Annotated in this window: 20 protein-coding genes and 2 tRNA genes; 15 read left to right on the top strand and 7 right to left on the bottom strand. The window is 30.8% G+C overall.

Features of this window, described 5'->3' with window-relative positions; translation table 11 throughout:
- Positions 1-34: 34 nt before the first annotated feature.
- Positions 35-496 (bottom strand): Na(+)-translocating NADH-quinone reductase subunit F, encoded by a 462-nt coding sequence (locus ACSIGC_RS07730; RefSeq protein ID WP_442267550.1) that lies wholly within the window; start codon positions 494-496, stop codon positions 35-37.
- Positions 497-563: 67 nt separating this feature from the next.
- Between ACSIGC_RS07730 and ACSIGC_RS07725 the strand changes: the two genes are divergently transcribed.
- The 3 genes from ACSIGC_RS07725 (at position 564) to ACSIGC_RS07715 (ending at position 3,170) form a co-directional block, all read left to right on the top strand.
- Positions 564-1,919, top strand: a complete 1,356-nt coding sequence (locus ACSIGC_RS07725; RefSeq protein ID WP_442267549.1) for a DEAD/DEAH box helicase — start codon at positions 564-566, stop codon at positions 1,917-1,919.
- Positions 1,919-2,278, top strand: a complete 360-nt coding sequence (locus ACSIGC_RS07720) for a Na(+)-translocating NADH-quinone reductase subunit F (RefSeq protein ID WP_442267753.1) — start codon at positions 1,919-1,921, stop codon at positions 2,276-2,278. Before ACSIGC_RS07725 ends, ACSIGC_RS07720 begins: the two co-directional genes overlap by 1 nt.
- A gap of 325 nt (positions 2,279-2,603) precedes the next feature.
- Positions 2,604-3,170 carry a uracil-DNA glycosylase family protein gene (locus ACSIGC_RS07715; RefSeq protein ID WP_442267548.1) on the top strand — a complete coding sequence of 189 codons (567 nt, stop codon included), beginning with the start codon at positions 2,604-2,606 and terminating at the stop codon, positions 3,168-3,170.
- On the opposite strand, the gene ACSIGC_RS07710 is transcribed toward ACSIGC_RS07715, so the two are convergent.
- From ACSIGC_RS07710 to polA, 3 genes are all read right to left on the bottom strand, one after another.
- Positions 3,138-4,463: a DUF6734 family protein gene (locus ACSIGC_RS07710; protein ID WP_442267547.1), complete on the bottom strand. Its 1,326-nt coding sequence runs from the start codon at positions 4,461-4,463 to the stop codon at positions 3,138-3,140. The genes ACSIGC_RS07715 and ACSIGC_RS07710 overlap by 33 nt on opposite strands.
- A gap of 71 nt (positions 4,464-4,534) precedes the next feature.
- Entirely contained in the window at positions 4,535-4,765 is a 231-nt protein-coding gene (locus ACSIGC_RS07705) for a hypothetical protein (RefSeq protein WP_442267546.1), read from the bottom strand.
- A 441-nt stretch (positions 4,766-5,206) separates the two neighbouring features.
- The gene (gene polA / locus ACSIGC_RS07700; RefSeq protein ID WP_442267545.1) at positions 5,207-8,020 is read right to left on the bottom strand and encodes a DNA polymerase I; all 2,814 of its coding nucleotides are present in this window, start codon (positions 8,018-8,020) and stop codon (positions 5,207-5,209) included.
- A gap of 215 nt (positions 8,021-8,235) precedes the next feature.
- Here polA and ACSIGC_RS07695 point away from each other — a divergent pair, with 215 nt between their 5' ends.
- From ACSIGC_RS07695 to ACSIGC_RS07680, 4 genes are all read left to right on the top strand, one after another.
- The gene (locus tag ACSIGC_RS07695) at positions 8,236-9,081 is read left to right on the top strand and encodes a helix-turn-helix domain-containing protein (protein WP_442267544.1); all 846 of its coding nucleotides are present in this window, start codon (positions 8,236-8,238) and stop codon (positions 9,079-9,081) included.
- Positions 9,082-9,164: 83 nt separating this feature from the next.
- The gene (locus ACSIGC_RS07690; protein ID WP_442267543.1) at positions 9,165-9,887 is read left to right on the top strand and encodes a cysteine hydrolase family protein; all 723 of its coding nucleotides are present in this window, start codon (positions 9,165-9,167) and stop codon (positions 9,885-9,887) included.
- 149 nt (positions 9,888-10,036) lie between these two features.
- Complete coding sequence (locus ACSIGC_RS07685; protein ID WP_442267542.1) at positions 10,037-11,260, top strand: metallophosphoesterase; 1,224 nt, start codon at positions 10,037-10,039, stop codon at positions 11,258-11,260.
- Between the two features lie 86 nt (positions 11,261-11,346).
- The gene (locus ACSIGC_RS07680; protein ID WP_095069585.1) at positions 11,347-11,640 is read left to right on the top strand and encodes a thioredoxin family protein; all 294 of its coding nucleotides are present in this window, start codon (positions 11,347-11,349) and stop codon (positions 11,638-11,640) included.
- Between the two features lie 47 nt (positions 11,641-11,687).
- Here the strand turns inward: ACSIGC_RS07680 and ACSIGC_RS07675 are convergent, their stop codons facing one another.
- The 3 genes from ACSIGC_RS07675 to ACSIGC_RS07665 form a co-directional block, all read right to left on the bottom strand.
- Positions 11,688-12,731 (bottom strand): NAD(P)/FAD-dependent oxidoreductase, encoded by a 1,044-nt coding sequence (locus ACSIGC_RS07675; RefSeq protein ID WP_442267541.1) that lies wholly within the window; start codon positions 12,729-12,731, stop codon positions 11,688-11,690.
- Positions 12,732-12,740: 9 nt separating this feature from the next.
- Positions 12,741-15,167: a LodA/GoxA family CTQ-dependent oxidase gene (locus ACSIGC_RS07670; RefSeq protein ID WP_442267540.1), complete on the bottom strand. Its 2,427-nt coding sequence runs from the start codon at positions 15,165-15,167 to the stop codon at positions 12,741-12,743.
- A 174-nt stretch (positions 15,168-15,341) separates the two neighbouring features.
- The gene (locus ACSIGC_RS07665) at positions 15,342-18,518 is read right to left on the bottom strand and encodes a glycosyltransferase family 117 protein (protein WP_442267539.1); all 3,177 of its coding nucleotides are present in this window, start codon (positions 18,516-18,518) and stop codon (positions 15,342-15,344) included.
- Between the two features lie 187 nt (positions 18,519-18,705).
- Here ACSIGC_RS07665 and ACSIGC_RS07660 point away from each other — a divergent pair.
- The 8 genes from ACSIGC_RS07660 (at position 18,706) to infB (ending at position 25,650) form a co-directional block, all read left to right on the top strand.
- A tRNA-Gln gene (locus ACSIGC_RS07660) sits at positions 18,706-18,776 on the top strand.
- 143 nt (positions 18,777-18,919) lie between these two features.
- A tRNA-Gln gene (locus ACSIGC_RS07655) sits at positions 18,920-18,990 on the top strand.
- A 240-nt stretch (positions 18,991-19,230) separates the two neighbouring features.
- Complete coding sequence (locus ACSIGC_RS07650; protein WP_442267538.1) at positions 19,231-19,863, top strand: response regulator; 633 nt, start codon at positions 19,231-19,233, stop codon at positions 19,861-19,863.
- 62 nt (positions 19,864-19,925) lie between these two features.
- The gene (locus ACSIGC_RS07645; protein ID WP_442267537.1) at positions 19,926-20,108 is read left to right on the top strand and encodes a hypothetical protein; all 183 of its coding nucleotides are present in this window, start codon (positions 19,926-19,928) and stop codon (positions 20,106-20,108) included.
- Positions 20,109-20,136: 28 nt separating this feature from the next.
- The gene (locus ACSIGC_RS07640; RefSeq protein WP_442267536.1) at positions 20,137-20,769 is read left to right on the top strand and encodes a hypothetical protein; all 633 of its coding nucleotides are present in this window, start codon (positions 20,137-20,139) and stop codon (positions 20,767-20,769) included.
- 169 nt (positions 20,770-20,938) lie between these two features.
- Positions 20,939-21,400 (top strand): ribosome assembly cofactor RimP, encoded by a 462-nt coding sequence (gene rimP / locus ACSIGC_RS07635; RefSeq protein ID WP_442267535.1) that lies wholly within the window; start codon positions 20,939-20,941, stop codon positions 21,398-21,400.
- A gap of 10 nt (positions 21,401-21,410) precedes the next feature.
- On the top strand, positions 21,411-22,667 hold the full coding sequence (nusA, locus tag ACSIGC_RS07630) for a transcription termination factor NusA (protein ID WP_442267534.1): 1,257 nt from the start codon (positions 21,411-21,413) through the stop codon (positions 22,665-22,667).
- A gap of 94 nt (positions 22,668-22,761) precedes the next feature.
- On the top strand, positions 22,762-25,650 hold the full coding sequence (gene infB, locus ACSIGC_RS07625) for a translation initiation factor IF-2 (RefSeq protein WP_442267533.1): 2,889 nt from the start codon (positions 22,762-22,764) through the stop codon (positions 25,648-25,650).
- Positions 25,651-25,670: the final 20 nt, after the last annotated feature.

Raw genomic sequence — 25,670 nt, 5'->3', positions numbered from 1 at the left:
ATAGAAATATCTCGCTTTTTTAATGCTTTAATTTTTAATTATAAATAATATCAAATTTATATACAGGGTCTTCATTATCAAATTCAAATATTTTAGAATAATCCATTACGTTTTCAATATTATCTAACTTACATAAATAAGCAACTACAGCTGATAAACCGTTAAATAAAGTATCTTTATTGGTAGTTTTGTTAGGTTTCTTATTGTAATGACAAAGTGGAACAATAAAACCACATGCTTCTAAAAATATTTTTTCAATATTTAATAATTCCAAGGGAGTATAACCATTAAACTTTCTACCTAATTTTTGATGTATTTGGCCTATGTAGTTTAATTCAGTAGATCCATGATCATCAGATAAATGTTTCCAACTATCATGATTGTCTAATATGTTTCCAACAGCACAAGCTGAACAACACTCTGGGTTTAATTCATTATTATGAAAAGCATTGTATAATTTAATTAAAGCTTGTTCTAAACGTTTAGGTGTTTTCATCTGTATTACTATATGTCTACTTTAAATATACAAAATAATGGTTGTACCTTTGCAGAAATTAAGTTAAATGATAGCTTTCGAAGATTTAGATTTATCAAATCCATTAAGAAATTCAATTGCCGATTTAGGATTTACACATTCAACACCAATTCAGGCTCAAGCATTTCCAGTAGTGCGATCAGGAAAAGATGTGGTTGGAATCGCACAAACAGGTACAGGTAAAACTTTTGCATATATTTTACCAATACTAAGGGATTTAAAGTTTTCTAAACAATTACATCCAAGAGTACTTATTCTTGTGCCTACTAGAGAACTGGTTATACAGGTTGTTGAAGAGATAGAAAAATTAGCAAAGTATATTACGTTAAGAGTTTTAGGAGTTTACGGAGGTGTAAATTTAAATAGACACAAACAAGCTGTTGCAGAAGGTTGTGATATTATTGTAGCAACACCTGGTAGATTGTATGATTTAGCAGTAAGTAGAGTTTTAAAATTGAAATCGATCCAGAAATTAGTAATTGATGAAGTTGATGTGATGTTAGATTTAGGATTTAGATTTCAAATTTTAAATATTTTCGATTTGCTTCCTGAAAGAAGACAAAATATTATGTTTTCTGCAACTATGACTGAAGATGTAGAGGCATTAATCGATGATTTTTTTGTAGCACCTAAAAAGATAGCTATTGCTGTAAGTGGAACACCTTTAGATAATATTGAGCAAACTGCTTATGAAGTTCCTAACTTTTACACCAAGATTAACTTAATTAACTATTTGCTTTTTGATAAAAATGAGTACAATAAGGTTTTAATCTTTGCGCCTAATAAGAGAAATGCAGATCGTATTTTTAATCTTTTAGAAGAAGAGTTTCCAGGGCATAATTGTGTTATTCATTCTAATAAAACTCAGAATTATAGAATTAAATCTATAGAGAATTTTAATGAAGGAAAGCATAGAATTTTAATAGCAACAGATGTTATTGCACGTGGTTTAGATTTACAAGAGATTTCTCATGTCATTAACTTTAATCCAACCCTTTTCCCAGAAAACTACATGCATAGAATAGGTAGAACGGGTAGAGCAGAGCATAAAGGGAAGTCTATTTTATTAAGTACAGCTAAAGAGCAAGAAGCAAAAACTAGAATAGAAGAACTGATGGATTATGTAATTCCAAAGCTCGATATTCCAGAACAAGTGGAAATTTCTAATCAATTAACTGAAGAAGAAAGACCAAAGGAAGATAAATCACAATCAAGGAATAGAAGTTCTCAAGAATATGTTCCTGGTCCAGCTTTCCATGAAAAGAAGGATAAAAATAAAAAGGTGAATTTAGGAGGAAGTTATAGAAGAGAGATTGCGAAGAAATATAAAAAGCCTAAGACTAAGGGAGATAAAAATTTCAATAAAAGAAATAAAAAGAAATGATGCAGGCACTTACAGAACAAGAGTTACACAATTTAGCGATGAATTTTGTAGGGAAAAAAATTCAAAAAATGGGCTATGAATTTGTTGCTGTAAATAGTCAATTAAAAAAACATCCACAATTTGTATTGTTCAAAAAAGGAGAACCAACAATATTTGTTTTAGTTAAAGCAACTAAAAATTTACAGAATCCAAATGAGTATGATACTATTTGGATGGAAACATTTATAGCACATGCAAAGAAGATGAATGCTAAAGTTTGGTATGCTGGAGTTGGTATAGCAAATTCAGAAAGTGTTGATTTACCAGTTTTTAAAGACCAACCGTACTATTTTGCTTTTGATGATATTGTAAAATTATAGTATTGATAATCAGTGTAATGCAGAATATGTGAAATTTATGTCCATTTATAGCTATTTCCAAACATTTAATACAAAAGAGGAAAAAACCTTGAGAAAAACGCAACCTTCTGTGTATCTTTGTGTTGGGATTATTTTAAATTATTAACTATCATGGGGAAATTATTACTTAAGAGAGTTAGTGGTTTTTTTAAAAGTTTATTCGGACTATTAGCAGACTTCGGAAGCGGAGCAAGCTATGCTTTAAGAAATTAAAAGAAAAACCGTTAACGGAGACACTTATTACGGGCTAAGTAATAAGTGTTTTTTTATTCCCCTTAAGATATTAATGAAACAATTACTTCAAGAAATCCATAATTGCACAATTTGTAAAGATTTTTTAGAGCCTAAGCCAGTTGTTGAGGCTAGTGTAGATTCTAAAATTATAATCATTGGACAAGCTCCTGGAACTAGAGTACATGCTACTGGTATTCCTTGGAACGATCCTAGTGGTAAACAATTACGAAAGTGGTTGAATGTTACAGATGAACAATTTTACAATACATCGCTTTTTGGAATAATACCAATGGGATTTTGTTACCCTGGAAAAGGGAAATCAGGAGATCTTCCACCAAGAAAAGAGTGCGCTCCAGAATGGCATCAACAGTTATGGGATAAAATGCCTAATGTAGAGTTAGTATTGTTAATAGGAATGTATGCACAAAACTATTATTTAAAGGATAAAGCAAAACGAACATTAACGGAAACGATAAATAATTATGAAGACTATTTACCAGATTATTTCGTATTGCCTCATCCATCACCAAGAAATAGATTTTGGTTGTCTAAAAATCCTTGGTTTGAAAAATTTGTAGTTCCAGAATTAAGAAACCGAGTTAGCAAGATTTTGAGCTAAAATCAATTTCATGTAGTTAGTGTCATTAAAAATTTCAGGAATAAGTATTTCTTGTAAAATACATTTGTCTAAAATAAAAGAGAATACTTTTTCTTGTAATTGAGATTCTGTATACGTTTGCTTTATATCTTCATCTTCTAGTAATTGCTTACATAATTTGTTAGTTGAGATTGCTTCTTCAAAGTAGAAAACTAAATTTTCCCAGTCCTGTAATTCTAATATTTCAATTTCATTCATCTGTGGACTATTGAATTCTAAAAAAGAGACTTCATCTTTCTCAGAGATTTTAACTGTAGGATTTAATTTGAATTTTGTTTTGTAAAGCGTATTTATATCATGAGATCTGAAATAATCATAAACCGCAAATAAATATTCTTTTCTACGTTCAGAAATCTCAAATCGTTTTTTCCAAAGGGAATTTTCTAGCCCTTTCTTAGTGATGTCTTTATAAACTTCAGGATATTCATACATTAATAAAGCTTCTATTTGTTCACATGCATGTAAAGATCTTTTTGCATATCCAATAGCATGTACATAGTTGGTTTGAAAACCTGCGAGATGAAAGTTTGTTAATTTGGCGAAATTCGGATCAACATTTTCTAGTAAAGGACTTATACCGATGTCATTTTTACTAGCTAAAGCATGACCTAATAACTGTTCAAAAATCATATTAAACATACCAACATCTATTTTAGTGAATAAATGCTCGTTTTTATGGATCATTTCTAATGCTTTTGAATATAAATTCTTGTAAAAGTTTAAATCATTTCCACCAATAACACCAGCATTAAAAGCTAATACTTTTTGATTTTGATACAACGAATTCACAATTTCTGTAGGAACAAAATCAAAAACTTTTAAAATAGCATCTAATGTTTCCTGGTAAATAGGATAGTTGTCTTCTATATTCTGACAGAAAATAGGACTATTTACTTTTGATTCAGGAAACTTTTCCCAAATGAAAACATCAGTATCTACATGAATAAAAGGTTGTTTTTGTAAACTATAGGTGTGAAGTTTTGGAAGCGCCCAAAGATTAGAATCATAAGAATCTAAATCATCTAAAGTGGTGTGGATTTCCGTGTACGGTAGATTTAAAATATCACCCAATACTTTTTTACCATATTGATCTGTATATAGTGTAATTTCTGAATAATACTCTTTAAATTTCAAACAACTCAATGCTATACTATAATAGAAGTATTTTTCATCAAGCCAACCTCCTTTGAATCTTGCATTAGGATGATTGGAGTTTTTTAGAAAAGGTTTAGACCAAAAGCTTTGTATAATCATAATGTAGAGAAAGAATTTATTTTTAAATAAAGAGATGAAACTTTTTGTTTCATCTCTATAATTATATTTTGTTAACTACAATCTACACAATAGTTAGATGCAAATTGAGGTGCATAATATTTATAACGATTATCACCAGTACAACCATTTACATTTGTTCTACCATTAACTAAAGTCATGTTACTTGGACAACATACAAAGAAGCAACTATAGGCGCTTGTGTAACCTCCTGAAATAGTTTTAGACTCTTCTTTAGATAATAGAATAGCACCTTTTACTTTGTTTAAAAAATTATTTTTCATTTTTATTTGATTTAATCTATTATACCTACTCATAAGCTTTTCGGTTTCCGCTATGTAAGACAAAAGTGATCGTTTAAAGACATTAACTTTTATCGGTCTGGATTGCGCAATCTATTTTTGAATTGATGTGATTGAGTTAACAATACATCAATTTTGGAGTGTTAATAAATGAGAGTGAAAATGAAATTCCCTAGCAATTCATATAAAATCAAAACTTCATAAAACTTTCATAACTCTTTTAGGTTTTTCAAAATAAAACCTATGTGTTTTTAAAATTACAAGAAAAAAACACTAGAAAATACAAGGATTTCTTAAAGTTGGGTACTATCACGATTTCGTGTTGATAACTTTTGACTAGTTTGAGTTGATGAAGTGTAATTCCATAAAAAAAAGCTACTCAGAATTTCTGGTAGCTTTAATTTATATTATGTTTTAAGAGTTTTAATGCGCCTCTAACCAATTTTCTCCTAAACCAATTTCAACATCTAAAGGGACAGCTAGTTTAAAAGCATTTTCCATTTCATGTTTAATAATTGGTTTAATCGTTTCTAATTCGTCTTTATGAGCATCGAAAACCAATTCATCATGAACCTGTAATAACATTTTTGATTTAAATCCTTCTTCTTTAAATCGTTCATGAATGTTAATCATGGCTAATTTGATAATGTCTGCTGCACTTCCTTGAATTGGAGCATTTACAGCATTTCGTTCTGCTGCACCTCGAACAATTGCGTTTCTAGAATTAATATCTTTTAAATAACGTTTTCTTCCAAGAACAGTTTCTACATAACCATTATCACGAGCAAAGTCTACTTGTTTTGCCATGTAAGCTTTTAACTTTGGATATGTTTTGTAATAAGCTTCAATTAATTCTTTAGATTCTGAACGAGTTAAATTTGTTTGATTGCTTAATCCGAAAGCAGAAACTCCATAAATAATTCCGAAGTTTACAGTCTTTGCATTACTACGTTGTTCACGAGTAACTTCATCTAGCGCTACATTAAATACTTTTGCAGCTGTAGAAGCATGAATATCTTCACCGTCTTGGAAAGCTTTAATCATAGTTTCTTCTTCACTTAATGCAGCAATAATTCGAAGTTCTATCTGACTGTAATCTGCAGCTAATAAGGTGTAATTTTCGTCTTTTGGAATAAAAGCCTTACGAACTTCTTGTCCGCGTTTTGTACGAATTGGAATATTCTGTAAATTCGGGTTATTAGAACTTAACCTTCCAGTTGCAGCAACAGCTTGTGCGTATACAGTATGAACTCTATTTGTTTTCGGGTTTAATTCATTTGGTAACGCATCAACATAAGTACTTTGTAGTTTTTTACATTGTCTGTACTCTAAAATATCTGCAACAATTTTGTGCTCTTTTAAAGCTGATAAAACATCTTCAGCAGTAGAATATTGTCCTGTTTTTGTTTTCTTAGGTTTGTCTACTAATTTTAATTTTTCAAATAAAATCGGACCTAATTGTTTTGGTGAGGCTATATTAAATTCTTCTCCAGCTTGTTCGTAAACAGCTTTTTCTAAGCTTTCAATATCACTAGAAAGTTCTTTAGAGAATGAACCTAAATATTCAGTGTTTAAGTTAATTCCTTCAATTTCCATAGCGGTAAGTACAGAAACTAAAGGTAATTCTACAGTGTTAAAAAGCTCAGTAAGTTTCCCTTCTTCTAACTCTTTAACAAAATGTTCTTTTAATTGTAGTGTAATATCTGCATCTTCTACAGCGTATTCTGTTTGTTTTTCCAATTCAACAACACGCATAGAAAGCTGATTTTTCCCTTTTTTACCAATTAAATCAGTAATAGGAACAGCTTGATAGTTTAAGTATGTTTCAGCAAGTATATCCATACTGTGACGCATATCTGGATTAATCAGATAATGAGCAATCATAGTGTCAAATAATTTTCCTTCAACAGGAATATTATAATTAGATAAAACTTTAATGTCGTATTTTATATTATGACCAATCTTTTCAATAGTTGTATTTTCAAAGAACGGTAAGAACTCATTTAAAATAGTTTGAGTTTCTTCTTGATCTTCAGGAAAAGCTAGATAATAACCTTTACCAACTTCCCAAGAAAAAGCAATACCAATCAATTCCACTTCTAAGGCTTTTAAGCCTGTAGTTTCTGTATCAAAACAAACCGAAGTTTGCTGTAATAATTTAGAAAGTAATAATTTTCTTGAAAGTGGTGTATTCACCAATTGGTAGAAATGAGGTGTATTGTTTATGGTTTTAAAACCGGTGATTTCTTCAGTTTTATTTCCTCCTCCTGGAGTAGCAAACAAATCAAATTGAGCTGGATTAGACGTTTTTGTCGTAGTCTTTGTAGCTGCAGTATTATCTGTTGCAGGTGTTACTCCAAAAGTTTTTAAGAAGTTGTCAGTTAACCTTCTAAACTCAAGTTCAGTAAAAATCGCTTTTGTTTTTTCAATATCTGGTTGCTCAAAGATTAGTTTATCCTGTTCTAATTCAACAGGAACATCGAGCATTATTGTTGCTAATTTTTTAGAAAGTAATCCTAATTCTTGATTTGACTCTACTTTCTCTTTCATTTTACCTTTCAGTTCATGAATGTTTTCAAATAAACCTTCCATACTTCCATAGGCAGCAAGGAATTTTTTAGCTGTTTTTTCTCCAACTCCAGGTAAACCAGGAATGTTGTCGACAGAATCTCCCATCATTCCTAAAAAGTCAATTACTTGCTCTGGTCGTTCAACTTCAAACTTTTTTTGAACTTCTTCAACTCCCCATTTTTCGTAACCATTACCCATTCTTGGTGGTTTGTACATGAAAATGTTTTCAGAAACTAACTGTGCATAATCTTTATCAGGAGTCACCATATAGGTAACCAAATTTTCCTTTTCGGCTTTTTTAGCAAGTGTTCCAATAATATCATCAGCTTCATAACCTTCCTTTATAATAGAAGGGATGTTCATTGCTTCTAAAATTTGCTCTATATACGGAACTGCAATGCGAATTGCTTCTGGAGTTTCTTGTCGGTTCGCTTTATATTCAGGAAAGATTTCATTACGATCTACACTTCCTCCACGATCGAAACACACCGCTAAATAATCAGGTTTTTCTTTCTTTATAACATCCAATAAAGAATTCATAAATCCTAATATGGCAGAAGTATCGAGTCCTTTAGAATTTATTCTTGGGTTTTTAATAAAAGCATAATATCCTCTAAAAATAAGTGCGTATGCATCTAATAAAAAAAGTCTTTTTTTGGTATCCATATGGTTATAAAATTGAAGAATGTAAAACTACAAAATAGTTAGATGGTCTGCGAGAGAAATACATTAAAATTAGAATTGCATGAAAGATATACTATAGCAGTATGTGTTAATTAACTACTGATATAATGGAATTATCATTTTAAAAGGGAAAAATATTTTTTGAAAGTTTTTTTAAATTATATACACTAAACACAAGTCGTATTAAATAATTAAAAATGATTTTTATAGGTAAAATACATGAATTTATTGAGTTAGAAACATTAGATGAGAATTCTTGCTCAATCTTTTCATCTCCTAAAGAAGGAAGTTTAATAGTACTTTGGTTTTTAACTAATAATAATGAGTTTTTGATAGATGGTAAAACGTATTATTTTAAAAAGAATCAAGTTGTATTTTTAACAGAATTCCATAAAGTTATAGTTGTAAAAAAAGGAAAAGTGAATTTTTTACGATTTAACAGACCGTTCTATTGTGTAGTTGATCATGACAAAGAGGTAAGTTGTAAGGGATTATTATTTTTTGGTGCTTCACAATTACCAATTATTAATGTTTGTCATAAAAATTTAGAGCATTTTAAAACGTTATGGAAAAACTTTGCGATTGAAATTGAATATCAAGATAATCTACAAAAGGAAATGTTACAAATGATGTTAAAAAGATATTTAATTTTATGTGCTCGTTTATATAAAGAGCAGCAAAATCTAACAAAAAATACAGATGAATTAGATGTTATTAGAGAATTTAATTTTTTAGTGGAGCAGTACTTTAAAACAAAACATAAAGTGGTAGATTATGCATCAATGCTTTATAAATCACCAAAAACTATTTCCAATATTTTTGCAAAACAACATTCTAAATCACCACTAAAATATATTCAAGAACGTATTACTTTAGAAGCTATTCGGTTGTTGTGTTACAATGATATTTCAATAAAAGAAGTTGCTTTTGAATTAGGATTTCGAGATGTGCAAACCTTTAGTCGTTTTTTTAAAAAGCAAGAAGGTGTGTCGCCAAGTATTTATCGTGAAAATTGTGGCTCGGGAATAATTGCTAACACTTAGGGAATAGTTACCTATTATTAATGAATGGCTTCTTCTGAAATTTGTAGTGTAAAAAAATAATAATTATTAAAAAAACAATACAAATGAAGAGAGTAACAATTTTAGCCGTTTTGTTAATTACCCAAATATCTAACGTTTTTGCACAATTGCCAGACCCAGGATTTACAGTTGATGAACATACTGCTGTTGTAATTACAGATCCACAAAATGATTTCTTAAGTCCAGACGGAGTAACTTGGGGAGTAGTAGGAAAAAGCGTAATAGAGAATAATACAGTTCAAAATCTTGAGGAACTTTTTAAAGTTGCAAAAGAAAAGAAGATAACAGTTTTTGTATCACCTCATTATTATTATAAACATGATCATAAATGGAAGATTGAAGGAGCTTTAGAAGCATTAATGCATAAAATTGGTATGTTTGATAGAAGCCATACTTTAAATACCAAAGGGTTTAAAAATTCTGGAGCAGATTGGTTAAAACCATATAAAAAATATATCGAAGGAGATAATATAGTAGTAACAAACCCACACAAAGTATATGGTCCAGAATCTAATGATCTGGCATTACAATTAAGAAAAAGAGGATATAATAAAGTAATCTTAGCAGGAATGTCTGCTAACTTATGTACTGAGTCTCATTTAAGAGAATTAGTAGAAAATGGATTTGATGTTTCTGTAGTAAAGGATGCAACTGCAGCAGCAGTATTGCCAGAGTTAAATGGTTATGAGGCAGCCTTAGTGAATTTCAGAATGATTGCTAGTCATGTCTTTACTACAAAAGAAATTGTAGAAGAATTAAAAAAATAAATAGTGTTTTTTCAGTTTGATTTATTACATCTACAAGCCTATGGTTTGTGGGTGTTTTTTTTAAAAGTTTATGTAAATATTCACAAATTCATAAAAAATAAATACGACTATTACGTGTATCTTTGTTAGCTTTTTAAAAACTTTAAATTATGCCGCGTTGGTTAATTTCGTTAATAATTATCACAACTTTAATTATAATTTTAGAAGCATATTCTTTCCAATCAATTAAAATGGTGACTAAAAACACCTACATCAAATATGTTTGGCTTGGATTAAGTTTAATTGCTTATATAAACTTTTTTTACACGATTTTTTCTTCAGATAGAAGTTCTGGTCAAACCAAACAATTTCAATGGGCTGCTGGTTTTATGTTGTTAGCATTGTTGCCAAAAATTGTAATTGTGCTTGTAATGTTTGGTGAAGACGTTGTGCGCCTTTTTCAAAAAGGAATTTCAATGGCTTCTAATGAAACTACACAACCATTTGCAGGAAGAAGAAAATTTATTTCGCAGTTGGCTTTAGGTTTAGCAGCAATTCCTTTCGCAAGTATGTTATATGGAATTTTTAAAGGAAAGTATAATTATAAGGTTTTAAAATATCAATTAGCTTTTAAAGACTTGCCTGAAGCTTTTGATGGTTTTACAATTACACAGATTACCGATATTCATTCTGGAAGTTTCGATAATAAAGAGAAAATTCAATATGGAGTTGATTTAATTAATGAGCAACAATCGGATATGATTTTATTCACTGGTGATATTGTAAATAATTTCGCTCGTGAAATGGATGATTGGATAGATGTGTTTAAGCAATTAGAAGCACCTCGAGGTAAGTTTTCTATTTTAGGAAATCACGATTATGGTGATTATTCTTCGTGGAAAACAAAAGAAGATAAAGAAGCTAATTTTCAAGCAATAAAAGATATTCATCCAAAAATTGGATTTGAACTTTTGTTGAATGAAAATAGATACATAGAGAAAGATGGTGAAAAAATAGCTTTAGTTGGGGTTGAAAACTGGGGTAAAGGATTTAAAAAAGAAGGAGATTTAAAAAAGGCTTCAGAAGGAATACAAAAAGAAGATTTTAAAGTGTTGATGAGTCACGACCCTACACATTGGGAGTTAAAGGTAAAAGAAGATGATTTCAATTATCAATTAACTCTAAGTGGTCATACTCATGGTTTACAATTCGGAATCGAAATACCTGGTTTTTTACGTTGGAGTCCATCTCAATATGTGTATAAACAATGGGCAGGATTGTATGAAGAGTTTGGGCGTTATATTAACGTAAATAGAGGTTTTGGATACCATGCTTTTCCGGGTAGAGTAGGAATTTGGCCAGAAATTACTGTTATAGAGTTAAAAAAAGCTTGATTTCCAGCATTTTTATAGTGTTTTTATGGCTCCCTAATAAAAAAATAGTAATTTTAAGCACTATATAGTTAAAATTTGTTAACACAATGACAAAGTTTGGAGAAATCATTAATATTCAAAAACCAGTATTGATCGATTTTTATTTTGACTGGGATGATACCGAAAATAATCTTGATACTCTTCGAGATGTAGCTGCTGCTTTAGGAGATAAAGCTAAAGTGATTAAAATTGACATTAAGAAAAATGAAATCTTAGCATCTGCGTTAAAAGTAAAAGGAAATCCGACTTTTATGATATATAAAAATGGAGAGATGATGTGGAGAAAAACAGGAGAACAAGATGCTAATACCTTAATAGGTTTAGTTCAACAATATGTATAAATTTAAATAAAAATAAAATGAAGTCACCAAAAGGTGGCTTTTTTACTTTAATATAGTTCGAATAACTTTTCTTTCTGTTTTATATACTCATTAAAAATAGTATACATTTTATTTTGGTATTCTTTAAGGCTTTGATGGTTACCGTTTAAATACTTTTCAATTGTAATAGCTGCTTCTTTAGCTGTATAAATTGCATTTGAAATTCCATGAGAAGAAATAGGATTGAAAGCCATAGCTGCATCACCGATACTTAATATATTCTGAAATGAAATTTTTGATGGTATTGAAGAATTTGCTTGTTTTCCAAAAACTTTAAAATTCCCTTTTGCAGGAATACAGTATTTTAAAAAAGATGTTTCGTTAAGTAAAGTGTTCCAGTTTTTATAGTCTTTAAACTCTTTATAGAGTCTGTTTTCTTTTGTTGTGTATAAAGAAACAATTCTTGTAGTTTCATTTAAATCAGAAATTGTTCCCCAAGCATTATTAAAAGATTCAGTAAAAAATCCGTATTTCAAATTAGGTCCCGTTTTGGGTAAATAGCATAAATAGGCCAAGTTGTTATCATATTCAATACTACTAATGTTAGCTTGTTTTAAAACATATCTTTTTCTTCCTGTGGCGTCTACGATTAAATCACTATTAATAGTTGTGGTTTTATTATTAAGTTCTCTAATTGATATACTATTTGTCTTGTTATTTACAGTTACTTCAGTAATATCTTTAGCATGAACGATATGTTTGCTTTTTTCTTCTAAAGCAGTAATGATTTTCTGTTTGTTGATTTTTAAACCATTATTGTATTTACCTTTTAAGAAGAAGTTTTTATCACTAATTTGTGAATTGTTCCATTTTGATTGATAACCATATGTTTTTGTTGAAAAAGCCTCAAAAACTGATAAAAGATCAATTTCATGTAAAAGCTCTAAAGTACTGGGAGGAATAGTTTCAGCTAAAGGTAAAATTTGTTTTGAATTTACTTTATCAACAAGAATACTATTGATTCCCTTTCTTTCTAACAGTAATTGTAAAATGAGTCCTGAAACTCCTTTTCCAATAATTAGAACATCGGTTTTTAATTGTTCAGGACTCATTATAGTATATTATTTAAAGATTAAAAAGAATTCTGAAGAACCTTCAGATCCTCCGCATTTATCAATGTAATTCACTTCTATAGTCACAAATGAATTTGCAAATTCTTGTAAGTTTGATGTGATGTCAATTGGAGCTTCAGGAGTAATTCTTCCGCTACAATTATTACTGAAATCGTGAGTAAAAACAATGTTACCGTTAATTTTCATTTCAAAAACATCGTCAACATAAACATTACCTGTTCCTTCAAGATTAGATGATAAGAATGTAGATGCATTTTCTGGAATCCAAACCATTTCTCTTGTGTTTGTGTAGAATACATTTGGAGGAGCTAATCTTACAGGTTTAGCAGGAATAGCTTTTCCTAAAAATACAGAAGTTATATTTTTTACATTTTTACTTTCTGAAGCTACATAAACCAATTCTGGAATTCCGTTTACATTAGATTTTCTACCAGCAACCACACCAACATTTTTCCATTTGTACACCATATTAATTAGGCCGTTCATGTATCCGCCTTCTGCATGATAACCAACATAACCAGTATCTGTAGTCATCAGCCAAGGAAGTCTGTTTGCATAAACATATTGAATAGTTTCAGGTTTTAATTCAGAATTACGCATAGCAACTAAACTTTCTTCAGTAAGCACATCTACAGGTAAATTTGCAGCCCACCAAGCAGGAATTGGATATTGACTATCTAAGAATACTTTCTGGCAACTACCTGCATCCGATTGCCAAGGAATTCCCATCCATTTTGTTAAATCACCTGGTGTACTTTTCCATAACCAACCTTTATTGCTATTTCCACTGATAGATTCTTTAACATCATCAGAATTCATTTGAAATCCAAAATCGTTGTAAAATATTTGACTTTGTTCTTCTGGAGTAGCTGCGCCAATTCTTACTTCACGTAATCCGAAGAAAGAATTCCCAGGAGTAACGTTTGCATACGCTAAAGAGTTTTCAGCATACATTTGTGCATGTCGCATTGGCCATGTTAATTCTACACCTGGATGGAATCCTCCACCATATAACGTTTCTAAAACGGCGCGAGTCATTAATAAAGCTGTTTTAGCTGGATCTTTAGCTGCTTCTAAATATTGATTTTGATAATGCTTTCCAAGATCGTCCATGGTAGTGTAATCTCCTTCTAATGAAGTAAAGTTACCATCTCTCCATTTTCTCAATTCATCGTATAAAACTGGAGGAATAGCAAACCATTGCGCTGGACTTCCAGGGTAATTAATTCCATCTCCAGGATAAAACGGATATTGTAATTCTTGAGTTCCGCTACCAATATTTGTAATGTCTGTTTTACTCTTGCTAGGAATTATTGGTTCGTTGTTATAGTTGTATAATGGATCTCTAAACAATTGGAAGATCTTATTACGAACAGGTTGTGCAGCTTCAGAATTACTGTATAAAGCTTTAAATTCTTCAGTCGTTAATTCGTCTATAGTTTCTCTAAAAGAAGGAGCAAGGAAATCACTTAAATTAACCCATTGCATTCTGTATAATCTGTAAAGTACAGGGAATATTAAACTGAAATCTGTAGTAAAACTTTCGTTAGCGATACCACAAATAAGATCGTACATTGTTGCTAAAGGTTGAATTTGCGGAGCATAATCTGGTGGAGCAGAAGCAACCCAAGCAGCAGAATCAGCATCATTAAGTTCGTATATTTTTCCATTCATCGTTACTTTAGCAGTTACCTTACCGTCGCAAATATCATCGTACCAGTTTGAGTTATCAGCAAAATCTGTGTTTAAATCAGAAGGATTTAATGCTGCTGAAATTCCATCACCCGGATAAAAAATAAGCGATCCTTCATCGTATTCAATAGCTCCTAAGTTTACATCTCTAGCATTTAAGTTCATTGCGTTTGCAATAAAGCTATTGTTTTGTCCTTCTAAAGGAAAAGGAAATTTACCGCCTAATGCTACTGGTGATGTATTTTTAGAAGTAATAGTTGTAGGAGCTGGACTGTTTACCAATTCCTTTCTATAATCATAATCTTTACCATTGATTAATTGTTCGTTAAGAACATTTGGATTTCTTCTAGAAGTACTTATTCCTGGAGCGATTTTTTCAGTGAAAAAATTAGGACTTAAATTATGATTATCTGTATTTACAGACAAATCTAAACTATTATTAAAATCGTACCAGAAAGGTTTTTTGTTGGCAACTTCAACAGTCCATTCGATATCGCAAGAAGCAGGATCTATTTTTCGAATTGGTTTTCCGTTATCGTCACATTCATAAATATAAAAACGTTGTGCTTGTTTTTTTAAGGCTCCGTCTTTTGTGTGAAATTCTAAGTTTTCTTCATATAAGTTTGCCCAAGGAATTTCTGGTGTAAAAACAACATCTTTTTTATTAGTAGGACCGTTTCCGAGTCTAGCAATTCCTATAGATGGATAGATTCGTAGTTTCATTTTTATCTGATTTAAAGTTCATAATCAAATTTAGTTTTAGAAACTACTGAAATTGAAATAAATGTATTAAGGTGCTAAAAATAAGGAATAAAAATAGTTTTTTTTGGGATAAATGTTTGTAATAAGTGCTGTATAAAAAAGAGTGTCTGTTTTAACAGACACTCTTATATGATTTTATTTTGCTGGTGTAGAGTCTAAGAGTTGTTTTTGAAGCATTTCTATAGAGTCTAGCAATTGAAGTTCTTGTTTATTTAATTCGGGTAAGTTAGATTCTTCTTCAGGTATTTGTATTAAATGGTTTAGTAAGAAAAGTTTATTATTAAACATTTCTTCAATTGTTTTCTTGTAGGTCATATCGCTGTCAAAACGTCTAATTTGAGCCATGATATTTTGATACATAAATATTGTTGTTTCTAAATCATCTGCGATATAAGCAATGTCATCATAAGTACTATAATGCTCTAGTTGTTGATTGAAAATATCTAAAAGAGTTTCAGCAGTTTGTCTAGCTTTGTCTTTATCACCAATTCTGTAATATAGTTCTGGATATCCTAAAGAGATACTGTAGTGACCAAAATCTTTAATAGGCATTTTATGAAGAGATAAATCTAAAACTTCTTTAGCTGTCGCTGTATCTTCTTTTATTAAAAATTCTTCAGATAAACGCATTAAGTTGTTTCGTAAAGAAATTGCATTACGTTTTGCTTGTTCGTCTAAGTAAATTTCTCCGTTATTTATAGTTTTCCAGTCCCATTTTTTAACATTATTATACATTTTTTCAGGGTCAATTCGTCCCATATCAAACATCGATTTACCAGCAATAGGAGTTCTAATAGGAACCAACTTGTATGCCATTCCATCTAATTGTAAATAATCTTTTAGCCAGATGTATTCTTCGTCTGCTCCAGCACCGCCAGTAAAGTAAATTGGTCGTTTCCAGTCGAAGTTATTTAAAATATCTAACATTAAAATTCTATTTTTAGTGATAGCTTCATCAATATTTATATCAATATAATCTACCATTTTATCCGCATCTTTAGGAGCTACAATTCCATATTTTAATGCATTTTCTTTATTAACAGGAATACGAATTCTTGTTGTAGGGAATAATTTTTCTTTCAATCCGCTAGGAGATTCGAAATATGTAGCTTCATGATCAGTAGTAATCCAGTCCATAAAAGATTTGATAGGAATTACCGAATCTTTTAATTTAGGATGTGGGAAATGATAAGCGATATCTAAAGTCCCGTATTTATACTGATGATGTTGTAATTTAGATGGAATAGGATCTGCATCGTATGTTTTTTTCTTCATCTGATCGATGTACCAGTCTGTAGCAAATAAACTCGTATTAATGATTTTAATATCTCTACGAACTCCTTCAATTTGTTGCATGTACCATAGAGGGAAAGTATCATTATCTCCAATGGTAAATATTATAGCATTAGGATCACAGCTTTCTAAATAGGTTTGAGCGTTTAATTGAGCTATATAACGATCAGCTCTATCGTGATCATCCCAGTTTTGGAATCCCATTAGTGTAGGAACACTTAGTAAAGATACTATAGAAATAGCTAAAGCTATTATTGGTTTTTTGCCGTAAGTTTTTAAAGCTTCGTATAAAGCTAAAACTCCAAAACCAATCCAAATAGCAAACACATAAAATGATCCTACAACAGCATAATCTCGCTCCCTTGGTTCAAAAGGTTTAGGATTTGTGTAAAAAATAATAGCGAAACCTGTAAAAACAAAAAATAATCCTAAAGTATACCATCTTTTCTTGTCTTCTTTTACATGATATAATAAACCTATGATTCCTAAAATTAAAGGTAAGAAGAAATAAGTATTTCTACCTTTATTTTTTTTTACGTCATCTGGTAATTTTTCTTGAGGAATTCCAAAGAATTCATCTATAGGTTTTATTCCACTTAACCAATTTCCATTATTGTCTAAATGTCCTTGAATATCATTTTGTCTACCTACGAAATTCCACATGAAATATCGACCATACATATATCCGAATTGATAGTTAAACATAAATTTTAAGTTTTCAACGAAAGTCGGTCTACGTTGACTTCTTAATGGGATTCCTGCAATTTGCTTATAATATTGCTCGGCTCCTGGATCAACCATTCTTGGTATAAATCCTTTATGTTTGCTAGACCATTTAGGGATAACATTCTCGTAGTGATTTACGATTTCGTATTTACCATTTATTTTTTCATATTTAGGTTTATCATTTATGTAGATATCATCTCCATTTGAATCTTTCTCTAATTCTTTTTGGAAAGCAAATGAATAATATTTGTCATAAAAAACATTAGCATCTCCATATTGTTCACGATTATAATAGGCTAATAATTCTCTAGCACTAGAAGGATTGTTTTCGTTAATAATTGTATCGGCATTGGCTCTAATAGGTAACATTAACCAAGTAGAAAAGCCAATCATTATAAATAAAATAGATAATATGGCAGTATTAACCCAAACTAAATTTTTCTGACGTGTGTATTTTAAACCATAAACAAATAAACCAACTAAAAGAAGTGCAGCTATAATTGTTCCTGAGTTATATGGAAGTCCAATTGAATTGATAAAGAATAATTCAGATGCACTAAAGAATTTTAGTGTAAAAGGAAATAAAAATTTAAAAACAAAAGCTAATACCAGTATAGAAATTACTGTAGCTATACTTGTAGTTTTAATATTAATATCCTTGTAATTCTTAAAGAAATATAACATTACTATTGATGGGATAACCAAAAGCGATAGAATGTGAACACCAAAAGATAAACCAACAACATAACTAATCACAATTAGCCATTTATTACCTCTTGCCAGGTGCATTTCACTTTCCCATTTTAATCCTAACCAAAATAAAATAGCCATTAAAAATGAAGACATAGCGTATACTTCACCTTCTACAGCACTAAACCAAAAACTATCAGAAAATGTATATGCTAAAGATCCAACAAGACCACTTCCTAATACAGCGATTTTTTCTCCAAGAGTAAAATTATTGTTTTTATTTACTAATCTTTTTGCAAGATTAGTAATAGTCCAAAACATAAAAAGAATTGTAAAAGCACTTGCTAATCCAGACATAAAGTTTACCAAATAAGCCCAATTACTAGGATTGCTACTAAACATAGCAAAAAATGCACCTAACATTTGAAATAAAGGAGCCCCAGGTGGATGGCCAACTTCTAAGTTAACAGCTGTAGATATATATTCTCCACAATCCCAAAAACTAACGGTAGGTTCTAGTGTTAAAGTATAAGTAATAAGTGCAATACTAAATGAAACCCATCCTAATATTACGTTCCATTTTTTGAAACTAAAGTCTTTCATAATTTGAATAAAAAATCAATGCGAATGTACTAAATATTTTATGTTAAAAGTTATAGTAGTTATCTCTTGCAATCAATAACAAACAAAAATAAGAGAAAGCCTACATTTTGGTAATAAAGTTGTGTTAAAAGAAAAAAAAATTTGCAAAATTGAAAAATAGTTATAAATTTGCAGCCGCAATAATAATTGGCCTATGGTGTAATGGCAACACACCGGTTTTTGGTACCGATATTCTAGGTTCGAGTCCTAGTAGGCCAACTTCAAAGTTTCTACAAATAGTAGAAACTTTTTTTTTGAATAAAGTTGTTTTTAAAAAAAAGTAAATATTTAAATTGAGTATAAAAAAATAACTTTAGTGTTTTTTTTAATGAATTTTGTTTGTATATTTGCACCCACAAAATTGGCCTATGGTGTAATGGTAACACACCGGTTTTTGGTGCCGTTATTCTAGGTTCGAGTCCTAGTAGGCCAACTTTTAAACCTTCAAGTTTTCTTGAAGGTTTTTTGTTTTTTATTAGTTGTGTTATGTGGTTTCTTGTTTTTTTCTTAAAAATTGTGTTTTTTGTGTAAGTAAATTGAGTTTTTTTGTAATTATTTAAAACATTAGGGTTTTGACTGTCGATTAATTTAAGTCGGCTTGTTATATTTGTTACATATTTAAATTAATTAACCTCCGACTGTATTTCTTGCAGTAATAAATTTAAAGAGAAAAATGAAAGTATTTATAGCTGATGATCATGAGTTGATCATTGATGGTATAAAGGCCGTTTTAAAAACTTCTGTGCATAAAGTAGTGGGTTCAGCTAAAACAGGGGCTGAGCTAATCCAATGGTTAGATACTAATGAATGTGATGTGGTTATTTTAGATTTAAAATTGCCAGACATGAATGGGATCGAAATATTAAAAACCTTTTTTGGAAAAGAAAATGTTCCGAAATTCTTAATTGTATCTGGATCTTATGATGTCAGGCAAATTCAAGAGACAATATTATTAGGTGCTTTGGGTTATGTGTCTAAAGTTGAGTTGTGTAAAGAATTGGAAGAAGCTTTGCATAAGTTAAGTCAGGGCAGAAGGTTTTATACAGATTCTGTTATAGATATCATTATCTCTAAACAATTAGAACAAGATAGTATGGTGACATTACAAAGTGTGATGATGCCAAGAGAAGCGCAAGCACTTCAGGTTTTAACTGAGAACATGGAAGCTTGTGATATATGTGATGAAATGCGAATGGCAAAAAGTTCGTTTAATACTATAATTTCCCGAATGGTAAAGGGGTTAAAGTTAAAGAGAAGAATAGGATTAGCTGTATTAACAATTAAGCATAAATTCAATGTAGGGTAAGTAGGGTTATAAAAGTATAAATTTTTTAATTTTAGTGGTTTGTAAACTCAAATCACATAATCATGAAAAATTTATTTAAAATTATAGTATTAGTAATTATGGTAAGTTTTGTTTCTTGTACAGAAAACGAAGAAATAGTAACAAGTAATGGGCAAATCATTGAAGCAGAACAATTCGGTATAGACAAAGAAGATGCAAATGCACCTGATTCAGAAACAGAGGATCCAGACATGGAAGAAGACTAAAGCTATATTGTTTTATATAGTTTTTGGAGTGATAGTGGCGTTTTTGTTTTTTGCTTTCGAGTTTTTAGAGAAAGAAGGAAAAGCTACTATAGTCACAAGAGAGAGGGTAATTCTAGAGAGGAAAGCAAATTCTAAAGAGTTAAATGAATTAAAGAGTTATGTAAGGCAAAACAATCCTGATTTATATGCTAGGTATATACATGTGAATAAACAATTTAAAAAATCTAAAGCCGATTATAATCAGGCGATTGAAGATGATAAATTTTTAGGGTTTAAAAGTTTTAAAATTTTTTCATATCAATTTTTTCCAACATTACTTTTCTTTTTATATGTGGTTTATCATCTATACATCAGTGTAAAAGAAAGAAAAAAGAATATTGGAATTAAAATTATACACTTGGTTTTTCTTTTGTTTTCAATAGTGAAGATTTATTGGGTTTTTCAATCATCTGCGGATTTAAGTAGGGGAGAATATTATATTTTGGCTGTAATTACAACTATTTTGGTTTCTTTTTCGGTATGGTTGTTTCATAAAAAAGAACTTACTTGGAACAGGAAGGTGAAGAAGAAACTAATGAAAGTATCTTATTACGCTATGGTAAATTGTGATGAAGATAAAACAGAGGATATGGCTAAAATAATTGAACAACCCATAAAATAACTTTATAAGAAGAGTCGAATTTAAATTCGACTCTTCTTATAAAGTATTAATAACTCTGTTTATGGCCTTAACTTTACTTGTTTAGTATATTATAAGTTATTATATTTGCACAGAAATTCTCGATAAGATAATTGCAGGGGACAAACAGTCCCCTCTTTTTATACCTAAAATGAATCAAGACAAAGTAAAAGAATTATTACAAGAAGCTCTAGATGAGAACCCCGCATTGTTCCTTATCGATTTGCAATTTCTTGCTAATAATAAGATTAAGGTGATAGTTGATGGAGATACAGGATTGCCTTTGAATGAATGTATTAGAATTAGTAGAAATATTGAGCATAATTTAGATAGAGAAGAAGAGGATTTTTCGTTAGAAGTAACCTCGCCGGATATTTCTCATCCTTTAAAAGTAAAAAGGCAGTACAATAAAAACCTAAATAGAACTTTAAAGGTTAAAACGGAAGATGAAGAATTTGAAGGAATATTGTCTGAAGTAAATAAAGATAATATTGTTTTAAAATGGAAAACAAGAGAGCCGAAACCAGTAGGTAAAGGTAAACATACAGTAGAGAAGGTAGTAGAAGTACTGTATAAAGATATTAAAGAAGCAAAAGTGAAAATTATATTTTAACAGCAAGAAAATGGAGAATATTGCATTAATTGAGTCATTTTCAGATTTTAAAGACAACAAAAGTATAGACAGAGTTACTCTTATGTCTATCTTAGAAGAAGTGTTTCGTTCAGCATTGAAACGTAAATATGGTTCTGATGATAATTTCGATATAATTATTAACCCAGATAAGGGAGATTTAGAGATTTGGAGAAATAGAGTTGTTGTTGCAGATGGAATGTCTGAAGATGATAATGAAGAGATAGAACTTTCTGAAGCAAGAAAAATTGAGCCTGATTTCGAAATTGGAGAAGATGTTTCTGAAGAGGTTAAATTAATTGATTTAGGGAGAAGAGCGATTCTTGCATTACGTCAAAATTTAATTTCAAAAATACATGAACACGATAGTACAAATGTATTTAAGCAATTTAAAGATTTAGAAGGTGAAATTTACAGCGCGGAAGTACATCATATTCGTCATAATGCTGTAATCTTACTTGATGATGAAGGAAATGAGATTGTATTACCAAAGACAGAACAGATACGTTCAGACTTTTTTAGAAAGGGTGATGCTGTTAGAGGTGTAATTAAGAAAGTAGAACTTAAAGGAAATAAACCAGCAATAATTTTATCAAGAACATCACCAAATTTCTTAGTAAAATTATTTGAACAAGAGATTCCTGAAGTTTTTGATGGTTTAATTACAATAGAAGGTGTGGCAAGAATTCCTGGAGATAAAGCTAAAATAGCTGTAGATTCATATGATGATAGAATTGATCCAGTTGGAGCTTGTGTTGGAGTTAAAGGTTCTCGTATTCACGGTATAGTGAGAGAATTAGGGAACGAAAATATTGATGTAATTAATTACACAAAAAACGAACAATTATATATCTCAAGAGCATTAAGTCCTGCTAAAGTGACATCTGTAGAAATTATAAAGTTCGAGGAAGAAAAGAATGGTAAAAAAGGACGTGTAAATGTACTTTTAAAACCAGAAGAAGTCTCTAAAGCAATTGGTAGATCAGGTGTTAATATTCGTTTAGCAAGTCAGTTAACAGGATATGAAATCGATGTGCAAAGAGAAGGTATTGAAGAGGAAGATGTTGAATTAACAGAATTCTCTGACGAAATAGAAGCATGGGTAATTGAAGAATTCAAGAAAATTGGTCTTGACACAGCAAAAAGCGTATTAGAAAAAGATGTAGTTGAGCTTGTGAAAATGACTGATCTAGAGGAGGAAACAATTGTTGATGTTCAAAGAATTCTAAGAGAAGAATTCGAAGAATAGATTAATAATAGGTTTGTTGATACCTTAAAAATTAACAGCATGTTTTCTTTAAAGAATTAGAAAACATGATCAATATAAAGTATAATAACTATTTATGGCTGAAGCTAAAAAATTAAGACTAAACAGAGTTTTAAGAGAATTAAATATCTCTTTAGATAGAGCGGTGGAGCACTTGTCAAAAAATGGACATGAGATAGAAGCACGCCCTACTACTAAGATTTCTGATGCTGAATACCAGATTTTATTAGATGGTTTTCAGACTGATAAATCTAAAAGAGTGGCTTCTCAAGAAGTAAGCGAAGAAAAGCGAAAAGAAAAAGAAGAAATTCGTAAAAGACTTGAAGCAGAGCAAGAAGCTAAGCGCATACAAGAAGAAGCAAAAAAACAAGAAGTTTTAAAAGCTAAAGCAGAAAAACCTCAACTCAAAACAGTTGGGAAAATAGATATAGAAAAACCAAAAGCTAAACCAGAAGAACAGGTTAAAGAGGAATCTAAGAAAGTAGTTGAGGTTAAAGAAGAACCTATAAAGGTTGAAAAGAAGGAAACTCCTAAGGTAGTAGTTGAAGAGAAAAAGCCTGTCGAAATGAAAAAAGAGGCAACTGTGAAACCAATACCTCAAAAACCAATAGATAAAGCTTCTAACGCTGCAAATGCTGCTAATAAAAAGAATGATGGGAGGAAAGATTTAGCAAAAAAGCAAGAGCCGAAAAAAGAGGTTGCTAAAGAAGTAACTCCTGAGAATGCTGAAAAAATAAAGACAAAGTATCAGAAGTTAGATGGTCCTAAAATGACAGGTCAGAAAATTGATTTAAAGCAATTTGAAAGACCTAAAAAGAAAAAACCAGAAAACAAAGACGGTAATAATTCTAATAATAACGATAAGAGAAAACGTAGAAGAATTACAAAGCCAGGTACTGGAAATAATAACCAACAAGGAAACAATACTAATAACCGAGGAGGAGGTCAAGGAAATAACCGAGGCGGACAAGGAAATAACCGAGGAGGTCAAGCAGCGGGTGGAAACAGAAGAGGTGGAAACCAAAGAGGTAGAGGAAGAAGACCTGAGGTTAAAAAAGAAGAGCTAACCGAAGCTGAAATCCAAAAACAAGTAAGAGAAACTCTAGAAAAACTTCAAGGGAAATCTAGTAAAGGTAAAGGAGCTAAATATCGTAGAGAAAAAAGAGATCAACATCGTCAGCAAGCTGAAGCAGAAATGCAAGCAGCACAAGAAAAAGTACTTAAAGTTACCGAATTCGTAACTGTAAGTGAAGTTGCTACGATGATGGATAAGCCAGTTACTGATATTATTTCTGCATGTATGATGTTAGGAATGATGGTAACAATGAATCAGCGTTTAGATGCTGAAACACTTAAGATAGTTGCAGAAGAGTTTAATTATACAGTTGAATTCGTAGGTGCTGAAGTTGAAGAGTCAATCGAAGAGGTTGAAGATAGAGATGAAGATTTATTACCAAGAGCTCCGATTATTACGGTAATGGGACACGTAGATCATGGTAAAACATCTTTACTAGATTACGTCCGTAAGGCAAACGTAATAGCAGGAGAAAGTGGGGGGATTACTCAGCATATTGGAGCCTATGGGGTTACTCTAGAAGATGGTCAAAAGATTGCATTCTTAGATACACCAGGTCACGAGGCCTTTACAGCAATGCGTGCTCGTGGTGCTCAAGTAACAGATTTAGTAATTATTGTAATTGCTGCTGATGATGACGTAATGCCACAAACTAAAGAAGCAATTTCTCATGCTCAGGCAGCTAATGTACCAATCGTTTTTGCAATCAATAAAATTGATAAGCCAAACGCAAATCCAGATAATATTAAAACGCAACTTTCTACTATGAATTTATTAGTAGAAGATTGGGGTGGAAATATACAATCACAAGAAATATCTGCAAAAACAGGTCAAGGTGTTGATGAATTATTAGAAAAAGTATTATTAGAAGCTGAAGTGCTAGAACTTAAAGCAAATCCAAATAAGAATGCAGTTGGTACTGTAGTGGAAGCGCAGTTAGATAAAGGTAGAGGGTATGTTTCTACAATTTTAGTGCAAGCTGGGACTTTAAAAATTGGTGATTACTTACTAGCTGGTAAACACAGTGGTAAGGTAAGAGCAATGTTTGATGAGCGCGGTAAAAAAGTGAAAGTTGCTGGTCCTTCTACACCAGTTTCTATCTTAGGTTTAGACGGAGCACCACAAGCAGGTGATAAGTTTAATGTATTTGAAGATGAAAGAGAAGCAAAACAAATTGCAGCTAAGCGTTCTCAATTACAGCGTGAGCAATCTGTTAGAACTCAGAAAACATTAACATTAGACGAAATTGGACGTCGTATTGCTTTAGGAGATTTCAAAGAGTTAAATATCATCTTAAAAGGAGATGTAGATGGTTCTGTAGAAGCATTAACAGATTCTTTCCAGAAATTATCTACTGAAGAAATCCAAGTAAATATCTTACATAAAGGTGTAGGAGCAATTACAGAATCTGATGTCTTATTAGCTTCTGCTTCTGATGCGATCATTATCGGATTTAATGTACGTCCTCAATCTAATGCTAGAGTTGTTGCAGATAGAGAAGAAGTAGATATCAGAACTTATTCTATTATCTATGACGCTATCAACGATCTTAAAGATGCAATGGAAGGTATGTTATCTCCTGAAATGAAAGAAGAGGTAATTGGTAATGTGGAAATCAGAGAAGTTTATAAGATTTCTAAAGTTGGAAACATTGCAGGATGTATGGTAATGAGTGGTAAGATCACAAGAGATGCTAATGTTCGAATTATTCGTGAAGGAATTGTAGTGCATGATGGAGAGTTAACTTCGTTAAAACGTTTCAAAGACGATGTTAAAGAAGTTACCAAAGGTTACGATTGTGGATTGCAAATAAAGAATTTCAATGATATTAAAGTTGACGATGTAGTTGAAGTTTATATCGAAGTAGCAGTTAAAAAGAAATTGAAGTAATCAATTAAATAATTATATAA

It is taken from the genome of Tenacibaculum aquaeponti, assembly GCF_052084715.1.
Taxonomy (GTDB): domain Bacteria; phylum Bacteroidota; class Bacteroidia; order Flavobacteriales; family Flavobacteriaceae; genus Polaribacter.
Note: the sequence above shows the minus strand (reverse complement) of the source record. Positions and strands in the feature narration are given on the sequence as shown.

Excerpts from the sequence above, each read along its gene's own strand:
- polA (WP_442267545.1), bottom strand. The coding sequence starts at position 8,020 with ATGGATACCAAAAAAAGACTTTTTTTATTAGATGCATACGCACTTATT.
- ACSIGC_RS07675 (WP_442267541.1), bottom strand. The coding sequence starts at position 12,731 with ATGAGTCCTGAACAATTAAAAACCGATGTTCTAATTATTGGAAAAGGA.
- rimP (WP_442267535.1), top strand. The coding sequence starts at position 20,939 with ATGAATCAAGACAAAGTAAAAGAATTATTACAAGAAGCTCTAGATGAG.
- ACSIGC_RS07670 (WP_442267540.1), bottom strand. The coding sequence starts at position 15,167 with ATGAAACTACGAATCTATCCATCTATAGGAATTGCTAGACTCGGAAAC.
- ACSIGC_RS07680 (WP_095069585.1), top strand. The coding sequence starts at position 11,347 with ATGACAAAGTTTGGAGAAATCATTAATATTCAAAAACCAGTATTGATC.
- infB (WP_442267533.1), top strand. The coding sequence starts at position 22,762 with ATGGCTGAAGCTAAAAAATTAAGACTAAACAGAGTTTTAAGAGAATTA.
- ACSIGC_RS07715 (WP_442267548.1), top strand. The coding sequence starts at position 2,604 with ATGAAACAATTACTTCAAGAAATCCATAATTGCACAATTTGTAAAGAT.
- ACSIGC_RS07710 (WP_442267547.1), bottom strand. The coding sequence starts at position 4,463 with ATGATTATACAAAGCTTTTGGTCTAAACCTTTTCTAAAAAACTCCAAT.
- ACSIGC_RS07730 (WP_442267550.1), bottom strand. The coding sequence starts at position 496 with ATGAAAACACCTAAACGTTTAGAACAAGCTTTAATTAAATTATACAAT.
- ACSIGC_RS07720 (WP_442267753.1), top strand. The coding sequence starts at position 1,919 with ATGCAGGCACTTACAGAACAAGAGTTACACAATTTAGCGATGAATTTT.
- ACSIGC_RS07725 (WP_442267549.1), top strand. The coding sequence starts at position 564 with ATGATAGCTTTCGAAGATTTAGATTTATCAAATCCATTAAGAAATTCA.
- ACSIGC_RS07685 (WP_442267542.1), top strand. The coding sequence starts at position 10,037 with ATGCCGCGTTGGTTAATTTCGTTAATAATTATCACAACTTTAATTATA.
- ACSIGC_RS07695 (WP_442267544.1), top strand. The coding sequence starts at position 8,236 with ATGATTTTTATAGGTAAAATACATGAATTTATTGAGTTAGAAACATTA.
- nusA (WP_442267534.1), top strand. The coding sequence starts at position 21,411 with ATGGAGAATATTGCATTAATTGAGTCATTTTCAGATTTTAAAGACAAC.
- ACSIGC_RS07690 (WP_442267543.1), top strand. The coding sequence starts at position 9,165 with ATGAAGAGAGTAACAATTTTAGCCGTTTTGTTAATTACCCAAATATCT.
- ACSIGC_RS07645 (WP_442267537.1), top strand. The coding sequence starts at position 19,926 with ATGAAAAATTTATTTAAAATTATAGTATTAGTAATTATGGTAAGTTTT.
- ACSIGC_RS07665 (WP_442267539.1), bottom strand. The coding sequence starts at position 18,518 with ATGAAAGACTTTAGTTTCAAAAAATGGAACGTAATATTAGGATGGGTT.
- ACSIGC_RS07650 (WP_442267538.1), top strand. The coding sequence starts at position 19,231 with ATGAAAGTATTTATAGCTGATGATCATGAGTTGATCATTGATGGTATA.
- ACSIGC_RS07705 (WP_442267546.1), bottom strand. The coding sequence starts at position 4,765 with ATGAAAAATAATTTTTTAAACAAAGTAAAAGGTGCTATTCTATTATCT.